Annotated in this window: 12 protein-coding genes; 7 read left to right on the plus strand and 5 right to left on the minus strand. The window is 71.2% G+C overall.

Annotation, left to right across the window (positions count from 1 at the left end):
• Positions 1-279 precede the first annotated feature (279 nt).
• Positions 280-2,196 (plus strand): thiamine pyrophosphate-binding protein, encoded by a 1,917-nt coding sequence (locus tag JYJ93_RS21115; protein WP_206793995.1) that lies wholly within the window; start codon positions 280-282, stop codon positions 2,194-2,196.
• A gap of 5 nt (positions 2,197-2,201) precedes the next feature.
• Positions 2,202-3,167: a 3-oxoacyl-[acyl-carrier-protein] synthase III C-terminal domain-containing protein gene (locus JYJ93_RS21120; protein ID WP_206793997.1), complete on the plus strand. Its 966-nt coding sequence runs from the start codon at positions 2,202-2,204 to the stop codon at positions 3,165-3,167.
• A gap of 14 nt (positions 3,168-3,181) precedes the next feature.
• Here JYJ93_RS21120 and JYJ93_RS21125 read toward each other — a convergent pair whose 3' ends face one another.
• The 4 genes from JYJ93_RS21125 to JYJ93_RS21140 all read right to left on the minus strand — a co-directional run bounded on the left by JYJ93_RS21125 (position 3,182) and on the right by JYJ93_RS21140 (position 8,654).
• A complete protein-coding gene (locus JYJ93_RS21125; RefSeq protein WP_206793999.1) occupies positions 3,182-4,006 on the minus strand; it encodes a hypothetical protein in 825 nt (274 codons plus the stop codon).
• A gap of 11 nt (positions 4,007-4,017) precedes the next feature.
• Complete coding sequence (locus tag JYJ93_RS21130) at positions 4,018-4,839, minus strand: hypothetical protein (RefSeq protein ID WP_206794001.1); 822 nt, start codon at positions 4,837-4,839, stop codon at positions 4,018-4,020.
• Between the two features lie 56 nt (positions 4,840-4,895).
• Complete coding sequence (locus JYJ93_RS40645; RefSeq protein WP_206794003.1) at positions 4,896-7,004, minus strand: serine/threonine protein kinase; 2,109 nt, start codon at positions 7,002-7,004, stop codon at positions 4,896-4,898.
• A 192-nt stretch (positions 7,005-7,196) separates the two neighbouring features.
• Positions 7,197-8,654: a DEAD/DEAH box helicase gene (locus JYJ93_RS21140; protein WP_206794004.1), complete on the minus strand. Its 1,458-nt coding sequence runs from the start codon at positions 8,652-8,654 to the stop codon at positions 7,197-7,199.
• Positions 8,655-9,174: 520 nt separating this feature from the next.
• On the opposite strand from JYJ93_RS21140, the gene JYJ93_RS21145 reads away from it, so the two are divergent.
• Genes JYJ93_RS21145 through JYJ93_RS21160 form a run of 4 tightly spaced genes read left to right on the plus strand, consistent with a single transcriptional unit; the run spans position 9,175 to position 14,967 of the window.
• Positions 9,175-10,704 (plus strand): glucan biosynthesis protein, encoded by a 1,530-nt coding sequence (locus JYJ93_RS21145; protein WP_206794006.1) that lies wholly within the window; start codon positions 9,175-9,177, stop codon positions 10,702-10,704.
• Complete coding sequence (locus tag JYJ93_RS21150) at positions 10,692-11,207, plus strand: hypothetical protein (RefSeq protein WP_206794008.1); 516 nt, start codon at positions 10,692-10,694, stop codon at positions 11,205-11,207. Before JYJ93_RS21145 ends, JYJ93_RS21150 begins: the two co-directional genes overlap by 13 nt.
• Before the next feature lie 46 nt (positions 11,208-11,253).
• Positions 11,254-13,278 carry a glucans biosynthesis glucosyltransferase MdoH gene (gene mdoH, locus JYJ93_RS21155; protein ID WP_206794010.1) on the plus strand — a complete coding sequence of 675 codons (2,025 nt, stop codon included), beginning with the start codon at positions 11,254-11,256 and terminating at the stop codon, positions 13,276-13,278.
• A gap of 42 nt (positions 13,279-13,320) precedes the next feature.
• Positions 13,321-14,967: a M28 family metallopeptidase gene (locus tag JYJ93_RS21160; RefSeq protein WP_206794012.1), complete on the plus strand. Its 1,647-nt coding sequence runs from the start codon at positions 13,321-13,323 to the stop codon at positions 14,965-14,967.
• A 12-nt stretch (positions 14,968-14,979) separates the two neighbouring features.
• Here the strand turns inward: JYJ93_RS21160 and JYJ93_RS21165 are convergent, their stop codons facing one another.
• The gene (locus JYJ93_RS21165) at positions 14,980-18,126 is read right to left on the minus strand and encodes an adenylate/guanylate cyclase domain-containing protein (RefSeq protein ID WP_206794014.1); all 3,147 of its coding nucleotides are present in this window, start codon (positions 18,124-18,126) and stop codon (positions 14,980-14,982) included.
• 364 nt (positions 18,127-18,490) lie between these two features.
• On the opposite strand from JYJ93_RS21165, the gene JYJ93_RS21170 reads away from it, so the two are divergent.
• The gene (locus JYJ93_RS21170; RefSeq protein ID WP_206794015.1) at positions 18,491-19,318 is read left to right on the plus strand and encodes a hypothetical protein; all 828 of its coding nucleotides are present in this window, start codon (positions 18,491-18,493) and stop codon (positions 19,316-19,318) included.
• Positions 19,319-19,321: the final 3 nt, after the last annotated feature.

The raw sequence follows: 19,321 nt of genomic DNA on the forward strand, positions 1-19,321 counted from the left end.
ACCTGCGTACGCGCGCGAACCCCGTCCTCCCCGTGAAGAGAGAGACGTCCCCGCGTAAACGTGGTACTCGTCACGAAGTGTGAGAATCCAGCGTCAGGCGAACTTTCCACTATTTTTACTTCACACTCGCTCGCTTCTCCGCTATTAAGGGGATGCAGTTTTTCAGCACCCCCGCAACACTGTCACACGCATCGAGGTCCCCCCGGACTCGGTGGCAGCGAATCGACGGAGCAGGCGCGTCGAACTCACGGGTTCCGGGGCCTTGGAGACCGTCCTTCAATGTCCAACTCCTCGCTCGCTGAGCTCCAGGCCGTCACGTCGAACACCCTGCGGAACGAGGTGCCCGTCGAGGCGCTGCGTCACGAGGCGCCGGCCACGGGGAAGGCGAACGCGCTGGAGGCTCGTCACGGCGATCCGATCCCCATGTACGGGGACGTGAACGCGCGGGGCTTCAAGACGGTGGAGGACATCACGGTCGCCGACTGCGTGATCGCGCACCTGGAGGCGGAGGAGGTGGACGCGGTGTTCGGCGTCCCGGGCGGCAACATCGCCCCGTTCCAGCAGGCGCTGCGCAAGCACCGGTCCATGCGCTTCATCATCGCGTCGCACGAGGGTGGCGCGGCGTTCATGGCGGACGGCTACGCGCGCGCGACGGGCAAGCTGGGCGTGTGCATGGTGACGGCGGGCCCGGGTGCCACCAACGCGCTGACGGGCGTGGCCTCCGCGCACCTGGACGGCGTGCCCATGCTGGCCATCAGCGGCAACATCGCCACGGACCGCGTGGGCCTGATGGCCATCCAGGAGAGCAGCAGCACCCACGGCGTGAACACGGTGGAGATGTTCCGCCAGGGGTGCGCCAGCTCCATCGGTGTGCCGGACGCGCAGAGCTTCCAGCGGCTGCTGGCGCGTTCACTGCGCACCGCGCAGGGCCTGCCCGGCGGCGCCGCGCACCTGAGCGTGCCGGCCAACATCGCGCGCCAGCCCATCCACCGCGCCTCCGTTCCCACCACGCGCGGCGCCTTCCGCGCGCGCCCGGCGACCGCGCCCTTCGAGGACCTGCGCGCCGCCTTCACGCTGCTGCGCACCGCGCGCCGTCCGCTCATCTTCCTGGGCGCTGGCGCCCGCGAGGCGATGGCGGAGCACGCCGAGCTCTTCACCGCGTTCGTCACCCAGCACGGCATCCCGGTGGCCACCAGCATGCGCGGCAAGGGGCTGTTCTCCGAGCGCGAGGCGCTGTCCCTGGGCGTGCTGGGCCTGGCCGGCAGCAAGCGCGCCGAGGCGTACCTGCGCGACGGCGTGGACGTGATGCTCGTCCTGGGCAGCCGCCTGGGGGAGTGGGCCTCCCGCAGCTTCCACCGCTACTTCCAGTCCATCCACCACGTCATCCAGGTGGACGTGAACGCCTCCAACATCGGCCAGTTCCTGCCGGTGCGGCTGCCCATCGTGGCGGACGTGGGCTCGGTGATGACGGGCCTGGCGGAGCTGGGGCAGATGATTGGCCCGTCCAGCGGCGCGCGCGTGCAGGAGCGCTGGGCGCAGGTGATGGCGCTGACGGAGCCCGCGCCCGTCGTCCGCACCCCGCAGGACCGGGACTCGGTGAAGCCGCAGGACCTGATGGCGGAGCTCGACAAGCACCTGAGCCCGGACATGGACCTGTACATCGACATGGGCAACTGCACGGGTTGGACGTCCCACCTGCTGCACATCACGCCCCCCGCGCGCATCTTCTACCCGTGCGGCCTGTCGTCCATGGGCTGGTCCTGCGGCGCCGTCATCGGCGGCAAGGTGGGCCGGCCGGACCGCTCCGCGGTGGCCATCGTCGGTGACGGCGCGTTCCTGATGAACGGCACGGAGATGATCACCGCCTCGCGCTACCGCGTGGGCACGGTGACCATCGTCCTCAACGACAACTTCCTGGGCATGGTGAACCACGGCGAGCACGTGCAGGACCGCACCGTGCCGCTGGAGGATGACTACTACGGCCTGGGCAACCCGGACCTGAAGGCCTTCTCCGAGTCGCTGGGCGCTCGCGCCTACACGGTGAACGGCCCCGGCCAGCTGGACGCGCTGCTGCCGGAGGTCCTGCGCCGCGCGAATGAGACGGGCCAGCCGCAGGTCATCGTGGCCCACATCGACTACCGCGAGGTTCCGCCGTACGGCGACCGTTTCGCCGCGGTGGCGTCGGACGGGAAGTAGCACCCATGCCGGCCGTGACCTTCGCGCTCCTGGGAGTCGGCGCCGCGGTCCCGGAGCAGGTTCGCGGCAATGACGACCCGCTGTTCGAGCCGCTGCGCCGCGCCGCCGGAAGCGGTGGGGAGCACGCGCTCTTCTACGGCAACCGCGAGCGGCGGGTGCTGGGCCCGGGCGAGTCCCTGGCCGCGCTCACCGCGAAGGCGGGCGCCGCCGCGCTCCAGGACGCGGGGCTGACGGCCGCGGACGTGGAGCGGCTGTACGGCTACGTGTCCGTGCCGGAGTTCATCGCGCCGAACGAGCTGTACGCCGTGCACCGCGAGCTGGGCCTGTCCCAGGGCGCGCTGGTGGTGCCGGTGAACGCGGACTTCGCCAACTTCCTGATGGGCGTGGTGCTGGCCTGGGAGGCCCTGCGCGCGGGCAGCATCCAGCACGCGCTGGTGGCGGTGGGCTCCGCGTGGACCCGCAACGTGGACTACACGCAGGGCCACGCCATTGGCATTGGCGACGGGGCGGGCGCGGTGGTGGTGGGCGCGGGTGAGGGGCTCACGCTCGTGGACTGGGGCGCGGACACCTTCAGCGACGAATACGGCGCGATGATGATGGGCTCGCGTCCGGAGTCCGGCCTCGCGTACCCAACCTATGGCATCGCCCCCGCGGCGGGCGTGAAGGCGTTCCTGAACTCGGGGATGAACGGGCCGCCCCGGCTGGTGGAGCGGCTGCTCACGAAGCACGGCATCGCGCGCGAGGACGTGACGCTCATCTCCCACCAGGCCACGCGCAAGCTGATGGACCACTGGGCCCAGGAGATCCGCCCGCGCGAGTACCTGGACACCTTCGAGCAGTACGGGAACATGGTGCACGCGTCCATGCCGGTGACGCTGGCCCGGTTCCGCCGCGAGCTGCGCACGAAGTACCTGGTGATGGTCGGCCTGGGCATTGGCGCGCACCAGATGGCGTTGCTGGTGCGCGTCTAGCGGAAAGCTTCCCGCTACTGGTCGTCGCAGGGCGTGCCCAGCCGGATGCCCGTGTAGACGCCCAGTTCGTTGTAGATGAGGGGCAGGTTCTGCTCCACGGGGACGTTGCGCAGCTCCACCTCCTTGCGCGCCTTCTCGATCCAGATGGGCTTCTGCGCGCGGTCGATGACGAGCCGCAGCTGGCCCTTCTTGGTGGTGAAGATCTCCCCCTCCGAGTCCGCGACCACGTTGGTCATCTTCTGCGGCTTCAGGTCGCCTCGCGGCCCGATGAACACGCGGAAGTTGCGGGACTCCGCGGGCGTGAAGCCCTTGTCCACGTAGTAGTACGTGCCCTCTGAATCACGCAGCAGCGCGTGCGGGACGAACTTCTGCGGGTTGGGCACGTAGGTGGCCTTGCGCAGCATCTCCCGCGCCTGGGCGCCGGGGAGCATCTCCAACGTCACCTTGCGCTCGCCGCAGCGCAGGGCGCAGGTGCGCTCCTTCGTGTTCACGTTCAGCGCTGAGTGCACGCGCAGGTCCACGCCGTCGTAGTCGGCGGTGCCGCCGGGGTTGAAGAAGCGCGGATCCAGGAAGGTGGTGGCGTCCAGGTTCCGGCTCTTCGGCCGGGGCACCACCACCAGGGATTTGCCGTCGCCGTAGTAGAGCTGGTCCTCCAGCTCGTCCGTGTCCTCGCGGGGCACGGAGACGACGTAGTGGCCCCGGCCGTCGGTGCAGACGGCGGTGGCCTCCAGGAGCATGCGCTGGCCCAGGTTCTCCACCTTGCCCCAGGGCGGTTCGACGGCGGCGGCGGGGCTGGTGGCGAGGATCACGGCCACGGGAAGGATGGGTTGGAAGAGCATGGTGCGCGGGCCTAGAGGTGCTTCTTGAAGTAGCGGGTGGCGGCCTTCTCCTGCTGGCCCGTCTCCGGGGTGGTGGTCCACACGAAGCGGTCGCCCTGCAGGGCCGGCTCCAGCGCGGGGCCGAAGCGGCAGTCCATGTTCTTCAGGCGGGCCTTCACGGTGGTGCGGGCCTCCTCGGAGACGTCGCACAGGGCCTTCAGCGCGGTGAGTGGGTAGACGCAGTAGCGGGCAATCTTCTGGGCCTTGAGGAAGGGTTCGGTGACGGTGGTCCAGTCGATGGCGCCCGCCACGGAGGTGCCGCAGGTGGTGTTCAGCTCCTGGAGCGCTTCGGCGTAGGCGGTGTCGTGAAGCGCCTCCTCTGCCTTGCGGTCGAAGGCCATCAGCTTCGCGAGCTGGCCGCTCTGGGTCTGCTGCTGGTGCTGGGCGTAGACCTCCTCCGGCTTGAGCTTCTGGGAGCGCGCCTCGTCGTACTGGACGGCGATGCCGTTGCCGGGACCGCCGGGGAAGTGCAGCTCCGCGTTCTTGCCCACGATGATGAACGGCGAGTAGTCCTTGCCGTGCCACTGGGTCGTGTAGTTGTGGCGCAGCGTGCTGGGGCTGCTCCAGTCCTTCAGGGTGTAGGGGAGGACCAGGTTGTCCAGCACGGAGCCCGTGCCCTGGATGCGCAGGAGGAACTTCTTCTGCTCACGGGGCGTGACGGGAACGACTGCGACCTGTTCTCCCTGCGGACCGACGAACACCTTGCCGGCTTCCACGGGAGCGGGCGGCGCGGCCCGGGCGGGCAGGGTGCCCAGAACGGTGGCCATCACGGCCACGGCGACGATGCATTTCATGTTGGATGTATCCCCCTCACCCGTCCGGAGTTGCGTGGACGGGCGGTGTCTGCTTCCTACTCCAATTCAATATCCTTGCTCTGACATGCGGCGATGAGAGCCGCGGGCAGTTTCTCACCGCGGATCCTCGCCGCTTCTGATCGGACGGCCGCGAGATCCTTCGTTTCACAGCGGCTCTGGATGGCCACGTAGTGCGCGGCCAGGTTGTTCTGGGTCGCGTAGCTCTTCTGGGCCATCCGGACCGCGGTCTCGAAATCCTTGTCCTTCACTGCGGCTTGGGCTTCTTCCAGCTTGGACACCGCGACGGCATCCGTGGGGTTCAGCGGGATGCGCGAAATCGGCGCCTTGCCGCCCGTCTTGACGGCCGTCTTTCCTGGCGCCGTGGGCTGCACTGGCGCGTCGACCTTCACTGGCGTGTCACTGAGGGTCGTCGGCGTGACGGGCGGAGGGGTCGGAGTCTGCGCGATGGTGGGCGGCGGCGCGGCCACGGGCGGAGGGTTGAGCGGCGGGGGGAAGGAAGGCGGGGGCGCGTTCACGGCACCGGGCGGAGGCCCGACCGGCGGCGGAGGCCGCAGCCACCATCCCAGTCCCACGGCCCCGAGGATCAGCGCGGCGGCGCCCGCGATGGGCAGGACGCGTGACCTTGGCGGGACCGGCATCGGACCGGGCTGCCCCGCCATGCTCACCGGGGCGAGCGGCTGGCCCTGGGGACCGGCGGCACCCGCGAAGCTGCCCGGCACCGCCTGCTGGCCACCGTAGCTGCCCTGAGCGACCTGCTGTCCGCCCATGCTGGCCGGAGTGGCGTGCTGTCCGCTCATGCTGCCCGGAACGGCCTGCGGGCCCGCGCCGGGGCCAGGAGCGGCCTGACTGCCCGGCATGCCGTATTGGCCCGTGCCGTAGCCGGGGGCGGCCTGCTGTCCTCCCATGCTTCCCTGCAGCCGCTCGGGAGCACCGGGCACCGGCAGGGCCACGCCCGAGCTCCCCATGCCGCTTCCGGGCGCCTGCGTGGCGCCGAAGCCCATCGTGCCGCCAGCCACCTGCGGCTGCTGCCCGAACGGCACCGTGCCACCGGCCCTTGGCGCCATCGTCGCGTCGAAGCCGATGTCATCCGACGCCGCCAACGCGTCCGCTCCAAAGCGGCCCGTCCCAAGCCCCTTGTTCGACGGCGCCATCGTGGCGCCCGTCCCGTCGTCGTCGCTCGGCGCCACGGAGGGGAGGGCGACACCGGAGGGACGTTTCGAGCGCCCGAAGGTCCGGGCCTCGATCTGCTCCGCCGTCTCCGGCAGCGACTGGAGTTGCGTCCCCGTGAGCTCCGCGATGAACGACGCGACGTCCGGATGACGATTCTCCGGCTTCTTCTCCAGTGCGCGCGCCACCGCCGCCGCGACGTTCGGCGGCAGGTCCGGCATCAACGTGGCCAGCGACACCGGCGGCTCGTGCACCACGCGGTAGATGATCTGCGCGAGCGACCCGCCACCGAAGGGCGTCATCCCGGAGATCATCTCGAACACGATGCCGCCCAGCGCGAACAGGTCCGTCCTCGCGTCGATGCGGCTGTTCTGCCCCTGCGCCTGCTCCGGCGACATGTACTGCGGCGTGCCGATGAGCACCGCCTCCTGCGTCTGCAGCGTCTCCGACGACATGACCTTGGAGATGCCGAAGTCGAGCAGCTTCACCCGCTCGCCCACCACGCCGCCGGAGTCGGTGGGCACCAGGAAGATGTTCGCGGGCTTCAGGTCGCGGTGCACGACGCCCGCGCGGTGCGCCGTCTGCAGCGCGGACCCCATCTGCCGCGTGAAGGAGAACACCTCCTCCAACGACAGCCGCCCGCGCCGCAGCCGGTCCGCGAGGCTCTCGCCGCGCAGGTACTCCAGCACCAGGAACGGACTGCCGTCCTCCAGCGTGTCGAAGTCCAGCACCTCCACGATGTTCGGGTGCCCCAGCCGCGAGGCGATCTCCGCCTCCCGCCGGAAGCGCACGTGGAGGTCCGGCCCCACGTGATCGCCTACCCGCAGCACCTTCACCGCGACCTGCTTGCCCGGAAGCCGCAGGTGCTGGGCCAGGAACACCGAACCCATGCCGCCCCGCCCCAGCACGGAGACGACTTTGTAGGTATTCCGGAGGACCGAATCGATGTGCAGCTCACCGTCAGCCGAGCGCGTCATGGAAGAGGGCGTGTCCTGATGACAAAGGGGTGCGAAGCACCACCGTGAAACACGGCGCCACGCTACCACGCCCCATCCGCCAGGGAACGCGCCCCGCCCCCCGCCGCCATACCCCGGACAGTCGAACGCCCGGACCCTCGTGAGAGGACCCGGGCGTCATGAACTCCATCCCTGCCTAGCAGGGACGAGGGCTCAGCCCCACTTGGACATGGTGCGACGGGGCGGAGGCGAGCTCGGCCCCGCGGCAGGCGACGCCACCGCCGGACGGGCCTGCTGCGGGCGGCCCTGACCGCCACCGCGCGGCGCCTGGGCATTCCCACCACCGCTGGCCTGACGCGGCTGGCCACCGTTCGGACGGGCCTGACCGCCGCCGCCACCGCCGCGGCGCTGTCCGCCACTCCGGCGCTGACCCCCGCCGCCGCCACCGCCACCGCCGCCGCGCGACTGGCCCCGGCCACCCCGGTTCATCGGAGGGCGGCTCTCCTCCACGTCACCGGGGAGGGGAGGGGGCAGGTGCGAACGGAACGCGGCGTCCGCCACCACCGGCACGCTGCGGCGGATGGTGCGCTCGATGTCGCGCAGGTACGCGCGCTCCTCGGAGTCGCAGAAGGACACGGCCTGGCCGCTGGCGCCCGCGCGGCCCGTGCGGCCGATGCGGTGCACGTACTGCTCCGGCACGTTGGGCAGGTCGTAGTTGAACACGTGCGACAGCCCGTCGATGTCGATGCCGCGCGCCGCGATGTCCGTGGCCACCAGCACGCGCAGGGTGCCGGCGCGGAACTCGTCCAGCGCGCGCTCGCGGGCGTTCTGGCTCTTGTTGCCGTGGATGGCGTCCGCGCGCACGCCCGCCGCCGTCAGCTGCTTGGCCACGCGGTTGGCGCCGTGCTTCGTGCGCGTGAACACCAGCGCGCGCGGAATCGCCTTCGCGTCCTGGAGCAGGTGCGTGAGCAGCGCGCGCTTCTCCTCGCGCTCCACGAAGTACACCTGCTGGCTCACCGTGTCCGCGGTGCTGGACGCGGGCGACACCTCCACGCGCACCGGCTCCTTCAGGATGTTGCGCGCCAGGTCCATGATGTCCGGCGGCAGCGTCGCGCTGAAGAACAGCGTCTGGCGCACCGGCGGCAGCACCTTGATGACCCGCCGCACGTCGTGGATGAACCCCATGTCCAGCATGCGGTCCGCTTCATCCAGCACGAACACTTCCAGCGCGCGCAGGGTCACGAACCCCTGGTCGATGAGATCCAGCAGGCGCCCCGGCGTCGCCACCAGGATGTCCACGCCCTGGCGCAGCGCCTGGACCTGCGGATTCTGGCCCACGCCGCCGAACACCACCGCGTGGCGCAGGGGCAGGTTCTTGCCGTAGGTGACGAAGCTGTCACTCACCTGGCTGGCCAGCTCGCGCGTGGGCGTCAGCACCAGGCAGCGCACCGGACGCGCGCCGCCCGCGGGCGCCTTCGCCGACAGGCGCTGGAGGATGGGCAGCGCGAACGCCGCCGTCTTGCCCGTGCCCGTCTGGGCCACGCCCAACACGTCCTTGCCCGCCAGGGCATGGGGAATCGCCTTCGCCTGGATGGGCGTCGGCGTGGTGTAGCCCTCCGCCTTGACGGCCTTGAGGAGCGAATCGGTCAACTGCAGTTCATCGAAAGTCATGAAATCCCGCATGAGATGGGTCGGCGCACTTCCCCTCAAGCGGGGGACCGACCGCGCAGCGCGCCCTCCCGCGGTATTGCGGGGGCGCCTTGCGGTACGCGGTCAGGCCAATCAATGGCCCAAGGCACCTGCGAACGTCTTGGAACCCCTGTGCGTCCGGAACGATTCCCGGTGCCGCCCAGGGCTTGAGCCACACTGCCTGCAACGGGCGGCAATGTCCCGGGAAATCCTCCCCGCCCGCCTGCCCCCGGCCGCTGTGGAGATTTCGGACAGGGCTGTTGGCCGCCTGTCCCCATCGTCCACAACCCCTCAATCCAGGCACCGGTAGCCCCCTCTCTCGGCGCCCTCTCAAGCCGCTGGAATCATTGGAGTTCAAAGGAACTGTCCGGGGCCCACCTTGGGCAGGTCCTTGGAATGATTGGGAAATTCCCCAGCACCTGCCGATTGGCATGGCCGTTGCTAGCCTTTGCCGCGTCGCGCCGTACTGGCGCGGGCGGTGGCCCCTGGTGAGGAGCGGGACTTGAAGCGGTGGCAGCGACAGACGGTGGGGATGGCCTGGGGGTTGGGGCTGTGCGTGGCGGCGCTGGCGTGCGCCCAGCAGCCGAAGGCGGGGACGGCGAAGGCCTCCGGCTTCTCCTTCCAGACGGTGGAGGAGAAGGCCCGCGCGCTGGCCGCGAAGCCGTACCAGGAGCCGCCCGTGGGCGTGCCGCCGTCCTTCGAGAAGCTCACCTACGATCAGTACCGGGACATCCGCTTCCGCGATTCCGCATCGCTGTGGCGTGAGGAGGGGCTTCCCTTCAGGGCACAGTTCTTCCACCCCGGTTTTTATTACACCCGTCCGGTGGGCGTGAACGTGGTGGAGGGCGGCAAGGCGCGCCCCGTGCCGTTCTCCACGGAGCAGTTCACCTACGGCCCCCTGGTGGGCACGCCGCCCAAGGGCAAGGTGAACGGCTTCGCGGGCTTCCGCCTCAACGCGCCGCTCAACACGAAGGACTACTACGACGAGCTGGTGGTCTTCCTGGGCGCCAGCTACTTCCGCGCGCTGGGCAAGGGCAACCTGTACGGCCTGTCCGCGCGCGGGCTCGCCATCGACACGGCGCAGCCGGGGGGCGAGGAGTTCCCCACGTTCCGCGAGTTCTGGCTGGAGACGCCGGCGAAGGGCTCGGACACGGTGGTGGTCCACGCGCTGATGGACAGCCCCAGCGTCACGGGCGCGTACCGCTTCGCCATCCGCCCGGGTGAGCGGACCGTGATGGACGTGGAGTCCACGGTGTTCGCGCGCAAGGCGGTGCGTCAGCTGGGCGTGGCGCCGCTCACCAGCATGTTCCTCTTTGGAGAGAACGACCGGGGCGACTTCGACGACTTCCGCCCGGAGGTGCACGACTCCGACGGCATCTCCGTGTGGATGAAGAACGGCGAGAAGCTCTGGCGCCCCCTGAAGAACCCGAAGCAGATCCAGGTGAGCAGCTTCCACACGGACGGGCTGTCGGGCTTCGGCCTGTTGCAGCGCGACCAGGCGTTCAGCAGCTATGAGGACCTGGAGGCGCGCTCCGAGCGGCGCCCGGGCGCCTGGGTGGAGCCGGTGGGTGACTGGGGCGCGGGCTCCGTGCGGCTCGTGGAGCTGCCCACCCGCGAGGAGATCCACGACAACATCGTGGCCTTCTGGGTGCCGGATGCACCGGTGCAGGCGGGTGCACAGCTTCGCTTCTCCTACCGGCTGTCCTGGGGCTTTGCCCCCGAGGGCGTGAAGACCGGAGGTTCCACCGTCGCGGCGACGCGTGTCGCGGCGGGCAGCAAGCCGGGGGCGCGCCGCTTCGTCCTCGACTTCACGAAGGCCAGCACGGAAGGCACGGGCCCGGTGGAGGCGGTCGTCACCGCTTCGCGCGGCCAGGTGCTGCACCCGCGCGCGGAGGTCCACGCCGTCACCGGTGGCTTCCGCGCGGCCTTCGAGCTCATGCCCGACGGAGAAGGCCCCGTCGAGCTGCGCTGCTTCCTGAAACGCGGTTCCGAGACCCTCACCGAGACCTGGAGCTACCTGTGGATTCCGTGACCACGCACCCGTTCATCTCCTTCGCTCCGGCGATGCCCCAGGAGGCCCGCGCGGACACCCGCGCCGCGCTGGAGAACTTCTTCCAGGACTTCGGCTTCACCAGCCGCGGCGACCTGGGGAAGCTGGCGGGCTGGGTCCTGGGCACGCGTGAAATGTCCCTGTCGCCGGAGGCCGCGCTGGCGCTCGCGCGGTGGCGGGTGGAGGGCTGGCTGGCGGAGGTGCTGGGGCCCGCGCACGTGGGGCCGGCGCTGCTGGTGCGCGGCCGGGCCGCGTTCGTGCTGGTGGGCGGCGCGCGCTGGGGCGCGGACGTGCTGATGCGCGCTCCGTCCTCGCTGCCGGACGCGTGGCGCCGCGCGGTGTGTGAAGCAGTGCCCATGTCCGCCCCGGCGGAGGTGCCCTGCCAGATGCGCGAGCAGGTGCTCGTGCTCAATCCCTTCATGGACATGCTGCGCCGCTGGCTGCGTCCCGCCGCCGGCCAGGCGGGCGTGTCGCCGTCGCGCTAGGCGCGGCACCACACACAGCGAAGCCGCACGGGAGCCCGGAGTCCGCATGAACGCCCAACCCTATTCTCCGGCCCTGGCGCGGCCCCGTCGCGTGATGGTGCTGGGCCTGGCGGCCCTGTCCACGGGGTTCGCCTGCGTGGAGATGCACCGGCTGCTCGCGGCCCACGGCACCACGGTGCCGGAGCTCTTCGTGCTGGGGCTGTTCGCGGTGTGCTTCGCGTGGATCGCCCTGTCGTTCTGGAGCGGCGTCGCGGGCTTCATCCAACTGGCGATGAACCAGCGGGTGCCGGGGCTGCGCTGGCCCACGGAAGAAGAGGCCGCGCGGCCGCTCACGCGCCGCACCGCGGTGGTGATGCCCGTCTACAACGAGGACCCAGCCGCCGTGTTCGCGCACGTGCAGGCCACGTATGAGTCCATCGCCGCGACGGGGCAGTTGGACGCGTTCGACTTCTACGTGCTGAGCGACTCCACGCGGGCGGAGTCGTGGGTGGCGGAGGAGCTGGCGTGGTCGGAGCTGTGCCGCCGGGTGGGCGGGCAGGGGCGCATCTTCTACCGCCGCCGCTCCGACAACACGGCCAAGAAGGCGGGCAACCTGGCGGAGTTCTGTGAGCGCTGGGGCCGCCGCTACGACTTCCTGCTGGTGCTGGACGCCGACAGCCTGATGGCGGGCGACAGCGTGGTGAAGATGGCCCGGCTGATGGAGCTCAACCCGGGCGCGGGCATCCTCCAGGTGCCGCCGCAGAACGTGGGGCGCTCCACGCTGTTCGCGCGGCTGCAGCAGTTCGCGGGTCGCGTGTACGGCCCCATCGTGGCCGCGGGCGCGGCGGCGTGGCAGATGGGAGACTCCAACTACTGGGGCCACAACGCCATCCTGCGCATGGCGCCCTTCATCGAGCACTGCGGCCTGCCGGTGTTGCCGGGCCAGCAGCCGTTCGGAGGCCACATCCTCAGCCACGACTTCGTGGAGGCCGCGCTGATGCGCCGCGCCGGCTACACGGTGTGGCTGGTGCCGGAGCTGGGCGGCAGCTACGAGCAGCCGCCGCCGGACCTGCTCGCGTACGCGCAGCGCGACCGCCGCTGGTGCCAGGGCAACCTCCAGCACCTGGGGCTGGTGATGGCGGGCGGCCTGCACCCGATGAGCCGGATGCACTTCCTCATGGGCGTGATGTCCTACGTGGCGTCGCCCCTGTGGCTCATCTTCCTGGTGGCGGGCCTGGTCGCCGCGCTGCACGAGTGGTTCTTCTCGCCCGCGACGCTGGTGACCTTCCAGTCCACGCTGCCCGGCGGAGACGCGTTCGACACCGTGGGCGCGCTGCGGCTGATGGCGCTGTCGCTGGCGCTGCTCTGGATTCCCCGGCTGATGGGCCTGGGCCTCCTGCTCGCGAACCGCGAGGAGGCCACGCGGATGGGCGGCCGCTTCAAGCTGGTGCTCAGCGTGATGCTGGAGGGCGCGGTGTCCACGCTGATGGCGCCGGTGATGATGCTCTTCCAGTCGCACTTCGTGTTCGGGACGCTGTTTGGCTACAAGGTGAACTGGTCCAGCCAGCAGCGCGAGGACACGGACCTGCCGTGGTCGGAGGCGCTGCGCCGGCACCAGTGGCACATGGTGATGGGCGTCGTGCTCGCGGCGCTGACGGTCGCGGTGGCGCCGGGGATGCTGGCGTGGCTGTCGCCCGTCATCGTCGGGCTGTGGCTCTCCCCGGCCATCTCCGTCCTCACCTCCCGCGCGTCGCTGGGCCTGTGGCTGCAGAAGCGGGGCCTGCTCCTCATCCCGGAGGAGGTCGAGCCGCCCACCGTGCTGGTGCGCGCGCAGGAGCTGGCGGAGGAGGGCATGGAGCCGGTGGACGACGCGTTGGACCACGTGCTCTCCGACCCGCGCGCGCACGCGCTGCACCTGGCGCTGCTGGAGTCCCACCCGGCGGCGAGCGTCCCCGTGGCGCTGGCCTCCGCCCGGCGCAAGCTGCTGGCGGGCGGGGTGGAGCCGCTGTCCCCGCAGGAGAAGTCCGCGGTGCTGCTGGACGCCCGCACCCTGTCGGAGCTGCGCGGCCGGCGGCTGGGCGTGCAGGCCTGATCTCGGTTGCATGCTCCCGCTTCGCCCTGGATGCTCCGGGGCATGAAACGGGTCTCGTCCGCCGCCACGCTCGCGCTGTTCGTCTCCTCCGGGGTCTTCGCCGCGGAGGCCCCCGCATCCAAGCCCCAGGTTGGAGAGGACCGCTGGTGGAAGCACGTGGAGGTGCTCGCCAGTGACGCGATGGAGGGGCGCGACACGGGCAGCAAGGGCTACGCGACGGCCGCGGGCTACGTGTCCAAGGAGCTGGCCGCGCTGGGCGTGAAGCCGATGCTGAAGACGGGCTTCCTCCAGCCCATGGCGCTGCAGTCGCGCCGCCTCATCGAGTCGAAGTCCAGCGTCGCGCTGGTGAAGGACGGCAAGACGCTGCCGCTGGTGCAGGGCGAGGACGTCGTGCTGTCGTCCCGGCAGGGTGACAACGGCACCGTGGACGCGCCGCTGGTGTTCGTGGGCTACGGCCTGTCCATCCCCGAGCTGGGCCACGACGACTACGCGGGCCTGGACCTGAAGGGCAAGGTGGTGGTGATGCTCCAGGGCGGGCCGGGGAACATCCCCGGGCCGGTGAAGTCGCACTTCTCCTCGTGGGAGGAGCGGCTGAAGGTGCTCAAGGCGGCGGGGGTCGTGGGGGTCGTGTACCTCCAGAACCCGAAGCTGCTGGAGCTGCCATGGGAGCGCATCGTGGGCTCCGCGAAGAACCCCACGGTGGTGTTCGCGGATCCGTCGCTCAACGAGGCGCGCGGGTTGAAGGTGTCGGTGGTGGCGAACGTGGCACAGTCACAGAAGTGGCTGGAGGGCGCGCCGCACACCTACGAGGAGCTGGTGGCGCTGGCCAACGCGGACAAGCCGCTGCCGAAGTTCGACCTGCCGCTGCGCCTGAAGGCGAAGCTGGCCTTCGACGTGAAGCCGCTCAAGTCCATGAACGTGGTGGGCGTGATGCCCGGCACGGATCCGGTGCTGTCGAAGGAGTACGTGGTGCTCAGCGCGCACCTGGACCACGTGGGCGTGGGCGCGCCGGTGAAGGGGGACCGCATCTACAACGGCGCCATGGACAACGCGTCCGGCGTGGCGGCGGTGCTGGAGGTCGCTCGGCAGCTGCATGCGCAGCAGGAGAAGCCGAAGCGCTCGGTGGTGTTCGCGCTGGTGACGGGGGAGGAGAAGGGGCTGCTCGGGTCGAAATACTTCGCGTCCCGGCCGCCGGTGCCCATCACCTCCATCGTGGCGGACTTCAACCTGGACATGTTCATGCCCCACTGGCCGTTCACCTCCGTGGTGGCGCACGGCAAGGACGAGTCCTCGCTCGCGGTGCCGCTGGCGGAGGTGGCGGCGAAGCTGGACGTGCAGGTGCTTCAGGATCCGGAGCCGGACCGCAACCTGTTCGTGCGCAGCGATCAGTACTCGTTCATCCGCGAGGGCGTGCCCGCGCTGTTCTTCAAGTTCGGCTACACGCCGGATTCGGAGGAGCAGAAGGTGTTCAAGCAGTGGCTGACCGAGCGCTACCACGCGCCGTCGGATGACCTGTCGCAGCAGCCCGTGGACCACGCGGGCGCCGCGCGCTTCATCACCTTCCTGACCGCGCTGACGAACGCGGTGGCGGACGCCCCCGGCCGGCCGTACTGGAACGACGACAGCTTCTTCCGCCGCTTCGCGAAGCCGGCGCCGAAGCAGGATCAGGAGGCGGCTCCGGCCCCGTGAGCTGGAGCGCCTTCACGCATCCAGGTGCGGGTCGTTGACGCCGGGGCGCGACTCCAGGAAGCGGAGCGCGCAGCGGATGTCGGACGACGCGGTCTCTCGCGGGGCGTTCCGGGCCGCTTCGAGGCGGCGGCGGGCGGCGGCCCGGGCGTCGCTGCCCTCGGCGCTTCGCGGGGGCGCGGCGTCGGCTTCGGCCAGGTCGAGCGCGGCGCGCAGCAGGTCCACGAGCTGGAAGAGGGAAGGGTCCTCGCGCAGCTCGGGGGCGCCTTCCAGGCCGGCGAAGCCTTCCCTCGCGGCGCGCAGGTCACCGCACGCGGCGTCCAGCGCGGCCTGGTGCGCGATGAACCGCAGGGCCTGCCAGCGGGACGCGCGGCCCAGGATGGTGACCGCCTCCGTCAGCGCCGCGCGCGCCTGTTTCCAATCACCCCGCGCGAGCGAGGCGCGGCCCAGTTCTCCCAGCGCCGTGCCTTCCATCAGCCGCTGCCCCAGCAGCCGCGACAGGCGCACCGCGGACTCCAGGTGTTCGCAGGCCTCCCCGATTCCGCCCGCGTCCATCAGGTAGCAGCCCAGGTTGATCCGCGCGAGCGCCTGCCCCGCCCGGTCCTCCACGGTGAGCGCGCGGCCCAGCGCCTCGCCCAGGAGCATCACGGCCTCGCCGTCGTCGCCCGCCTCGCCAATGGCGACAGCGCAGTTGGTGAGGAATCCCACCTCGAACGTCACGTCGCCCACCTCGCGGAACAGGGCCAGCGACGCGCGCAGGTGGGGGATGGCCGCCTCCGGCCCGTGGCGCACCTGTTCGACGAGGCCCAGGTTGCCCTCCGCGTAGGCCTCCAGCCAGCGGTCGCTTCCGGAGGGCAGCGCCTGCGCGTCGCGCATCAGCGTCCACGCGGCGGCCCCGTCCCCGGCGTGACGGGCGACGATGGACAGGTCCACGAGCACGCGCTTCTCCGACGCCGTCTCGCCCAGCGTGTGGAAGACGCCGCGCGCCTCGTCCAGCGCCTGGCGCGCGTACTCCGCCTGTCCCGCGTCCATGTACGCGCGGCCCAGCACCGCGAGCGCCTCCGCGCGCTTCAGCGGCGCCACGGCGACGTAGGCCGACGCCTCCAGCGCCCGCTCCAGCCGCTCCACCAGCAGCCCCACCGGCCCACGCGTGCGCGCATCCGGTTCCAGTACCACCAGCGTCTCCAGCGCCCGGCCCAGGGACTCGGCGGTCGCGGGACGGATGGCCATCGCGTTGTCGCACGCGGCCAGCAGGTTCTCTCGCTCCAGGGCCAGCCGCCGCAGCGCCGTCGCGCCGCCCGTCTTGCGCACGCGCTCCCGCAGCCGGCCCGCGACCTGGAGGTACGTGGCCGCGTGCCGGGCCTCGCATGCCGCCTCGTCGCCCATCTCGCGCAGCCGCAGCATCGCGTACTCGCGGATGCTCTCGTACAACCCCAGGCGCAAGAAGCCGCCCGGGGCCCCCACCTCGCGCGCGCACAGCAGCGATTGGGAGCGCAGCGAGTGCACCACCTCGAGCACGTCCGGCGAGCCCTCCGGCAGCACCAGCACGGCCTCCGCGGCCTCCAGCGTGAAGCCGCCCCGGAACACCGAGCACTGCGCCAGCGCGGCGCGCTCGGCGGGCTCCAGCAGGTTCCAGGACCAGTCGATGGCACCCCGCAGCGTCGCCTGTCGAGCGGGCGCGTCCCGCCGTCCCACGCGCAGCAGGTCGAAGCGCTTCGACAGCCGCTCGCATAGCTGCTCCACGCCCAGCACGCTCACGCGCGCCGCGGCCAGCTCAATGGCCAGCGCGATGCCGTCCAGTTGCCGCACGATGTCCGCGACGCGCGGGGCGTCCGCGTCGGTGAGGATGAAGTCGCCGCGCGTCTCCCGGGCGCGCTGTACGAACAGGCGCACCGCGTCCGAGCGCAGGATGACGTCCCAGCGAATCTCGTCCGGATCCGGCAGGCCCAGCGGGGCCAGGTCCAGCACGCGCTCTCCGGGCAGGCGCAGGGCCTCGCGCGTGGTGACGAGGAACCGCGTGCGCGGCGCCAGCACCCGCCAGCGCCCCAGCGTCGCGGGCACGTGCCGCACCACCTGCTCCACGTTGTCCAGGATGACCAGCACGTCGCCACACCCCGCGAGCGCGTGCCCCAGCCGCTCCGCCGGCGTGCTGCCCTCTCCGTCCGCCGTGAGCGGCACGCCCAGGGCCCGGCCCACCGCGTGGCAGAGGTCACCCTCCGTCACCGCCTCCTCCAAATCGCACCGCCAGACGCCGCCCTCCCACGTGCCCGCGTCCGACGCGAGCGCGCCGAAGTGCGTGGCCAGCCGCGTCTTGCCCATGCCTCCCGGGCCCAGGATGCTGATCAGCCGCGCGCCCTCCGACACCCATTGCCGGAGCGTGTCCAGCTCCTCCGCGCGCCCCACCAGGTCCTGCCGCAGCGTGGGCACGTTGCCGGGCCGCTCGCGCGGGGCGCGCAGGGGGCCGAAGCGGCGGTGCGCGAGCGACGCGGGCAGCAGCTCCACCAGCGCCACGCTGTCGCTCACGCCGCGCAGGCGGAAGGTCCCCAGCGAGCGCGCGATGGGCATCCCCAGCGCCGCCAGCTCCGGCTGGACGCGAGCCCACGCCGCGCCGCTCAGCAGCACCTGGCCGCCGTGTCCCGCGTCCGCGACCCTGGCCGCGATGTTCACCGGAGGCCCCAGGTAGTCCAGCCGGTGCGTGGCGGGATCCAGGCGGCAGTCGGGCTCGCCCACGTGCACGCCCATGCGCACGCGCAGCCCCCGGTGGCTCAGCCCTTCCGGCGAGTGCTCCTCCGCCGCGTCCGGCTCCTCGAGCAGGGCCTCCGGCCAGCTCGCATGCAGCAGCGCCTCCTGCGCGCGCAGGCACCAGTGGGCCGCCTCCACCGGAGACGCGAACGCGACCATGAAGGCATCGCCCTGCGACTTCACCTCGTAGCCGTCGGTGCCCGTCAGCAGCGTGCGCAGCACGCCATCATGCAGCTCCAGCGCGTCGCGCATGGCCTGGCCACAGCGCTCCCACAGCCGCGTGGACCCCTGGATGTCGGTGAAGACGAGCGCCACCGAGCCGGTGGGCGGCAGGTGCCGGGCGGGCGGCGGAGCACATACGGAGGCGCCTTCGTCGGCCGGGGGCGCGACGACCGTGAATCTTCGGAAGGCCTCTCCCATCTCCCGCTCTCCCCGATGCCAGGAACCCCCACCCACTCCCACCCTCCTGTCGCCCGTGGGGGTGACGCCCGTGCCGCTGGCGCTTCACATGGAAAGCAGTACGGGCCGGAACGGCAACGCGCACCTGCCGGGCAGGGTCGTGCGCCGCTAGTGAGCACTTGTGATCGCGCCGGGCGCGCATCCATCCACGGGCGACATCCGCATGGCCCCGCGGGGCGTGTCGTCACCGCTTGCCCGCCTGCCGCCGCCACCAGGGTCCACCGGGCCCCATTCCAAGGGAGACGGGGGGCCGTGTTAGGACGGAGACACGTCCCGTCCCCGCGGCAGGAGCGCGAGGGCGCGACGCCTCTTCCTGGAAGGACTCATGCGTTCGACTTCGGCACTGGCGTTGATGATGGCTTCCCTCGCGGTGGGCGCGCTGTCGGCTTGCGGCGACGACGACAAGAAGGACAACACCCCGGACTCGGGCACGGACGCGGGCACGAACACCGACGCCGGCACCAGCACGGGCAACGGCGAGTGCCCCGCCTCCGCCATCATCTGTGAGGACTTCGAGAACGGGGAGACCGGCTGGAAGCAGCCGGACGAGGATCACCACGCCACCATCGCCGTCGACAGCTCGCGCCCCCGCTCCGGCAAGGGCTCGGTGCACGTGAAGACGGACCCGGGCTACAACGAGGACACGGGCCCGGGGGATCAGCAGGCCATCGCGCACCTGCGCAGGGACATCCCGGCGTTCGGCACGAAGCTCTACACGCGCGCGTACGTGTACCTGAACCGGGCCTCGCCCGAGGGCGTGATGGGGACGTACTTCATCCTCTTCTCCCCGAAGGACACGGACTTCGGCGGCATCGAGCTCCAGGGGATGCACAGCGGCGCCTTCGCGCTGGATGACTGGAGCGGCATCAAGGGCACGGGCTGGAACCACCAGGAGGGCACGGAGGTCACGGTGTCGCCCAACAAGTGGACCTGCATCGAGTGGGGCGTGGAGCGCGCCAACAGCACCGCCACCACCGGCCACGCGCTGGTGTGGGTGGATGGGAAGCTGGCCTTCGACTTCCCGAACGTGGGCATCCGGCCGTTCACCAACTTCGGGGTGGGCTACGGCTTCGTGCACCCGAAGGGCGACTCCGCGTCGGAGACGTGGATCGACGACCTGGCGGTGGCGCCCGAGCGCATCGGCTGCGAGTGACGC

This window comes from Corallococcus sp. NCSPR001 (genome assembly GCF_017309135.1).
In the GTDB taxonomy this organism is placed as follows: Bacteria; Myxococcota; Myxococcia; order Myxococcales; family Myxococcaceae; genus Corallococcus.

What these genes read in the sequence shown, in the direction of transcription:
- JYJ93_RS21115 (WP_206793995.1), top strand. Translation starts at nt 280, where the DNA reads ATGTCCAACTCCTCGCTCGCTGAGCTCCAGGCCGTCACGTCGAACACC.
- JYJ93_RS21140 (WP_206794004.1), bottom strand. Translation starts at nt 8,654, where the DNA reads ATGACTTTCGATGAACTGCAGTTGACCGATTCGCTCCTCAAGGCCGTC.
- JYJ93_RS21160 (WP_206794012.1), top strand. Translation starts at nt 13,321, where the DNA reads ATGAAACGGGTCTCGTCCGCCGCCACGCTCGCGCTGTTCGTCTCCTCC.
- JYJ93_RS40645 (WP_206794003.1), bottom strand. Translation starts at nt 7,004, where the DNA reads ATGACGCGCTCGGCTGACGGTGAGCTGCACATCGATTCGGTCCTCCGG.
- JYJ93_RS21170 (WP_206794015.1), top strand. Translation starts at nt 18,491, where the DNA reads ATGCGTTCGACTTCGGCACTGGCGTTGATGATGGCTTCCCTCGCGGTG.
- JYJ93_RS21125 (WP_206793999.1), bottom strand. Translation starts at nt 4,006, where the DNA reads ATGCTCTTCCAACCCATCCTTCCCGTGGCCGTGATCCTCGCCACCAGC.
- JYJ93_RS21130 (WP_206794001.1), bottom strand. Translation starts at nt 4,839, where the DNA reads ATGAAATGCATCGTCGCCGTGGCCGTGATGGCCACCGTTCTGGGCACC.
- JYJ93_RS21165 (WP_206794014.1), bottom strand. Translation starts at nt 18,126, where the DNA reads ATGGGAGAGGCCTTCCGAAGATTCACGGTCGTCGCGCCCCCGGCCGAC.
- JYJ93_RS21120 (WP_206793997.1), top strand. Translation starts at nt 2,202, where the DNA reads ATGCCGGCCGTGACCTTCGCGCTCCTGGGAGTCGGCGCCGCGGTCCCG.
- mdoH (WP_206794010.1), top strand. Translation starts at nt 11,254, where the DNA reads ATGAACGCCCAACCCTATTCTCCGGCCCTGGCGCGGCCCCGTCGCGTG.